Source organism: Bacteroides sp. 2201st1_D9_2201SCRN_220225 (genome assembly GCF_040928965.1).
Lineage (GTDB): Bacteria > Bacteroidota > Bacteroidia > Bacteroidales > Bacteroidaceae > Bacteroides > Bacteroides stercoris.
On sequence record NZ_JBCODG010000123.1, the window covers coordinates 1 to 5,526 of the forward strand.

The following is a 5,526-nucleotide window of genomic DNA, read 5'->3' on the forward strand; positions in this document are numbered from 1 at the left end:
TTCAAAAAACCGTGTAATTGACTATATTTCAATAATTTCAAAGAACTATTTATCCACTTTTACGGGACAGTAGTGATTTTTTCTATTTATTGCGATATCTTATTACTCTTATAGGATTTCCTCCAACAACTGCATATGATTCAACATCTTTAGTAACAACACTTCCAGCCCCGATTACACAATGATCTCCAATATGCTTCCCCCCTGTAAACAGGACTTGACGTCCTATCCAAACATCACTTCCTATAATCGTCCTGCCTGGTTTTACCATACGCCCAGCCTGCTGCATCGGAATATCCAACCTTGAAATATCATGAGTATCATTGGGAAGAATAAAACATTTCGGTCCCATCATTACATAATCACCTATTTTAATATCATTAGGAACATGACAATCAATACCTAAATCACTATAGTTCCCCAATTCTATACCGAATCCTTTCCCAAAAAAAGCATGACGTTCAATGTTCACATGATGTCCACACTTCTTAGCAATATGCTTAAAGAAAAACCTGCGCAAACGCCCACTATAAAGCCCAATCTTACCTAACGAATATGTTGAAGGCAAATGATACGCAAAACCATAATAACATGCTAACCAAAATATTTTCATATATTTTTATAATTTTCAAAATCAACCTTCTATTACCGAATAATATTTTTCTACTTCGCTTGTATTATCCCAATCTTTTGATTTTAAATTAGTTATAATAGCATCCACTAAATTGGGATTTGAATGCAATCTTGTTATAGCATCTGCTACAGCTTGCGGTGTCATCTCACATATCAAACCTGTCTTTTCGTTTTCTACGACATCAGCAACAGATGTATAATTAGTTGTAACTATAAGTTTATGAAGAATCTTAGCTTCGTCTAACGCTATTGAACGCCCCTCAAATTTTGAAGTCATTACAATCATATCTGCAACTCTCATATATTGATAAGGATTTTCCCTAAGCCCAATCAACTTAAATACTTTCCCAAGATTTTCCTTTTCAATCAGTGCTTCCAACTTTGCTCTATCAAAACCTTCCCCAATAACATACCAAAGGAAAACAATTCCTTTTTTTCGCAATTCACTCGCCGCTTGAATAGCAAGAGGATAATTTTTTTGATCCATCAACCTTCCTATTGAAAGCAATTTCAACCCTTTAAAATTTTTGTACTCATTTTCTTCAATTGAGGATAATGAGAACTTCTCTATTAATTTACCATTAGATATATTTTCCAACACAATAAATTTCTGTTTCAATTGTGGAAATGTATGTTGCAAAGATTCCACTCCCGACTCTGACATAGTAACAACATTATCTGCTTTACTAAAAAAATCAAAATCAAAATCTGGATTATATTTTAATGCTGTATAAACGTTATGAATCCAAAGTATTTTACGTTTAGCTTTCACTTTATCTATTACAAAATAATTCATACACCCTTCAACATACCCTATAGCACAATCATATTCTTTAGGCAAATTTTCTATATTCTGACTCCATGTTTTCCAATGAGCTTGTTCTTTATGCAAATTCCTAAAAAAACATTTTGATATCAGCCGGGAATATACCACCTTCATCCATAACCAGATTCCTAATTTAAAAAAATATTTAAACTCTGCAGGAGAATGATGAATCAGAGAAAAATTTGAACTACCTTTTATTAGATTAACATACTCTGGAACTTGGGAAAGAAACAGTCCTTGACTATTAAGTAAAAACAAATCAATCGAATATTTCTCTGGTGAAATTGTATTTAAAAGTGAAACAAGACTCTTTTGTGCCCCACCCGCAGCTAAATTATAAATGGCTATCAATATTTTCTTTTTACGTTCCATACTAAAACTATTATTAAGTGAATTAATAAAATAATTAATACATCGTGTTTTCAAGGGGTCTCCTTGTTAAGAAAGGGTATATCTGAGGAAAAATATACCTGCATATTTAGAACACTTATATAAATTCAAAAATATTTTCTCTATTTTTCTATTAGGAACCAACATTTCAAATTTTTCAGTCTGGATTAGAATATATATTTGCCTTACTGTCAAAATACCGCTTCTTATAATTGGATAAAGAAAATATCGTAATATACTACGTTGTATATATGGCTCAAAAATTCGCCTTAATTCAAACTTTTGAAAAGCCTTAATACTTTTTATACACTCTTGCGGATTTGATATAGTACAAGCTGATTCAGCATTAGCCCTATAATTATAGAACAAATTATTGATTCTATTACAATATTTGCATTTGGAAATATAACGATAAACAAAAAGTTGGTCTTCTCCTAATTTCAAATCTGTATCAAACCTTAAATTAGCAGCCTGTATAATATCTGCCTTAAAAATTCCTCCTCCCACACATATACCTATTTTTCCCGTTCTAATATATTCCTCTGCACTTAGTACTGCTGTTTCCTTTCCATCCGCAGAAAGAACACGACCATTATCATCTACACGTTTTAAACCAAACTGAAGAAAATCCAAATGGTATTCATTTATCAGTTTTAAGCATTTTTCAATGCAATCAACTTCTAACCAATCATCACTGTCTACAAAAATAATCCATTTCCCATGCGCATTCATCAATCCTGTATTTCTAGCAGCGCTGACACCTGCATTTTGCTTATGGAATACTTTTATCCTTTCATCCGTCTGAGCATATCTATCACAAATTTCACCACTACGGTCAGGACTACCGTCGTTAATCAAAAGCAACTCAATATTATCATAAGTCTGCCCTAAGATACTTTTTATACATTTATCCAAATACAATTCTGCTTTATATACAGGAACTATCACTGAAACCATGGCATTTATTATTAATTAAAAAACATATCACTTTATACAAAGCATTTTACCAGTCTGCCTGTTTTTTCGTTTATTCACTTGACCTTTTATCTGTACATACTTCAAAAGCATTCCTATAAAAATCATGCATATAGTAAAAACACCTCCATATGTACCTGTAGATATAATAAAAAATAGAAAAGAAAGAGTCCAAGCAACTCCCATACTAGAATATTGTTTTACACTCAACCGCTTCAAAAAATACCATAAAATACTCAAGAACAACCAGGATACGGCAATTATCATAAATATTCCCTCCTCAACGAGCAACTTATATCCATACCCCTCTAACCCAGCCAAAGCTTCACTTGCAGCCGCATCTTTTAATACAATTACCTCTCTAAAATAATTAAAACCGCTTCCAAAATAAGGATGTAAGTAGAAATATAATAAAGATGTCTCCATTTGCTTTTCTTTAAGCTCAACATTACTTCCTTCTGTTTTTGTGCCACCAGTCAAAAATATATCTAATACACTATCTGCCGTATCTTGAACAAAAGGAACAAATTGATATAAGATACAACAAATGAGAATGACAGAGAAGGCATATCCCAACAAACGAAAAGAAAGTTTATATTCTACTAAAGCATATACCACTAAAAGAAACACCCCGGCTACAATACCAGTTCTTGAATTTGCAAGAAATACATTTAAGAATACCAACAAAGACAGGCAGAAATAAACATTTTTACTAAAATTATCACGCTGCAAATAGAGATATGTAGTGGCTATGAACATAACAAAACCATATACAATCGGATTATTTAACGTAGAAAGCACACGATAGCCACGAGACTGTACTTCAGACCAAATGCCAACATCATTACCAAAAGCAATATGCAAAGCATCATCATAAGGATTTCCTTGTAAAATAAAAGTTATAAAGCCATAACATCCCATAACACAAAAAATGAGAGCAAGCTGCTTCGATGATTTATACCAGACTGCTAATGTTGATATAGAAGCATATCCTATGAATAATGCTAAAAAACGTGGAACAAAGTTGTTACATATACGTGACAAAAAAGTCAAGGGTGCAGAAACACGTGGGTCAAATAAAACAACCAAAATATGTATTACAAAAAGTACATACATAATTTTTTTAAACGGGAATCTTTTCCACTCGGTCTTGAGTTCTTTATGCAATAATAAAGAACAAAAAAATGCAATACAAAGTAATGTATATGAATTGAACGGATTAATTCGTACTGTATCATTCAAAAAGAAAATACCAATCATCAGATACAAACTCCTCTCTTTCCCCTTACGTAGGAGAATTAGAAAAAGTATAATCAAAAGAATAAATATAAAAGCTGATTGCATAAAAACATTTTTTACAATTTATAACACTTATCAGTTTCTGAAAAAGCCTATCTTTGCAAGTATTAGTTTACGCTGATGCTTATTAAGCATCACTATATATATGAACAAAGCTGAGAATACCAATGAAGCTAATGTTGACAGAAATAAACGTAAAAGTCCAGAATCAAAATTTATTTGAATACCATAAAAAACAGGCAATACTATTGCTATCATCAATAAATTCAATCCATATCCTTTAAATACAACATTTTTAACATTCAATTGATTAATCAAAGATTTAGCTATATACACTCCTACCATTGTTGTTATAATATCAATAGGAATTAAAACAAAATATGCGATATATGCTCCACTACCTAAATTCATCACAACATACATCAAAGGGATATTAAGTAAAAAAAATGTACCAGATATAAAACTTACCATTTTTATTTTACCTGTAGCATGAATTGCAATATTCATGATATTGCTACCCAACCTAAAAAAGCTGCAAATCAATACCACGCGAAGAAAAAACACGGTATAATCAGGAACGGTTTTAAGCCACAATTTAAGAACATAATCAGCTTCCGCAAATAAGGGGAGGGCTATTATTAAATACAAACACAAAGTAAACTTAATAGCATTTTCTATCAAATAGGACATTCGCCGAATATCTCCCTCTGCATAACCCTTAATTATCTGTGGACGAAAAGCCATTATCACATTATTTGCAAATCCAAGAATAATACCATGCACATTATTCGCAATGCCATTAGCAGCATTCAATAACGGCCCATAAAACATATTAAGAAGCATAGTTACGCCTTGAACCCTAAATGAAACAGCCATATTTCCATATAAGTCCCAGCACGAAAACGAAAGCATGGGCTTAATAACATCTACATATATTTTTCTCTTCAAATGACATTCACTAAAATGCCGCATACAATAAACCCTATAAATCAAAGCTATAATCAAAGATACAATAAATGTCAACAAAGCATACAATATAAGTTTATCAGTTTTCCCTAATAAAAGAAGAAAGACAATACCTAACTTCAAAAACACATTAAGCAGTTCAACATAAGCATATACATCCATTTTCTCATGAGCTATAATAGAAGCATTATATGGAACTTGTGTAATTGTCACCATCATCGCAAGAATAGAAAGTTGAAACACTATATGTGCTGCAAGCATTCGACTTTCCGGAATAACAAGTTTATTCATCAAGAACCATATACCAACTGTCTCGGCCAATATAAAAACAGCCACAGCAATACCTATATGAATAACCATTGCGGAACTGAATGTTTGCTCCAACTTAAATAGATTATTCTTTCCTAACTCATAAGTCAAGAAACGAGATGTTGCAC

General features: G+C 32.0%; 5 protein-coding genes. All 5 read right to left on the minus strand.

Annotation, left to right across the window (positions count from 1 at the left end; all coding sequences use genetic code 11):
* Positions 1-82: 82 nt before the first annotated feature.
* Entirely contained in the window at positions 83-613 is a 531-nt protein-coding gene (locus AB5903_RS21560; protein WP_117907208.1) for a DapH/DapD/GlmU-related protein, read from the minus strand.
* A gap of 21 nt (positions 614-634) precedes the next feature.
* Complete coding sequence (locus AB5903_RS21565; protein WP_117907207.1) at positions 635-1,831, minus strand: glycosyltransferase; 1,197 nt, start codon at positions 1,829-1,831, stop codon at positions 635-637.
* Positions 1,832-1,897: 66 nt separating this feature from the next.
* Positions 1,898-2,806 (minus strand): glycosyltransferase family 2 protein, encoded by a 909-nt coding sequence (locus tag AB5903_RS21570; RefSeq protein ID WP_117907206.1) that lies wholly within the window; start codon positions 2,804-2,806, stop codon positions 1,898-1,900.
* Positions 2,807-2,833: 27 nt separating this feature from the next.
* Positions 2,834-3,940 (minus strand): O-antigen ligase, encoded by a 1,107-nt coding sequence (locus AB5903_RS21575; protein ID WP_182305051.1) that lies wholly within the window; start codon positions 3,938-3,940, stop codon positions 2,834-2,836.
* A 258-nt stretch (positions 3,941-4,198) separates the two neighbouring features.
* Positions 4,199-5,526, minus strand: a 1,328-nt coding sequence (locus AB5903_RS21580; RefSeq protein WP_368118273.1) for an MATE family efflux transporter, incomplete at its 5' end; no start/stop codon positions are given.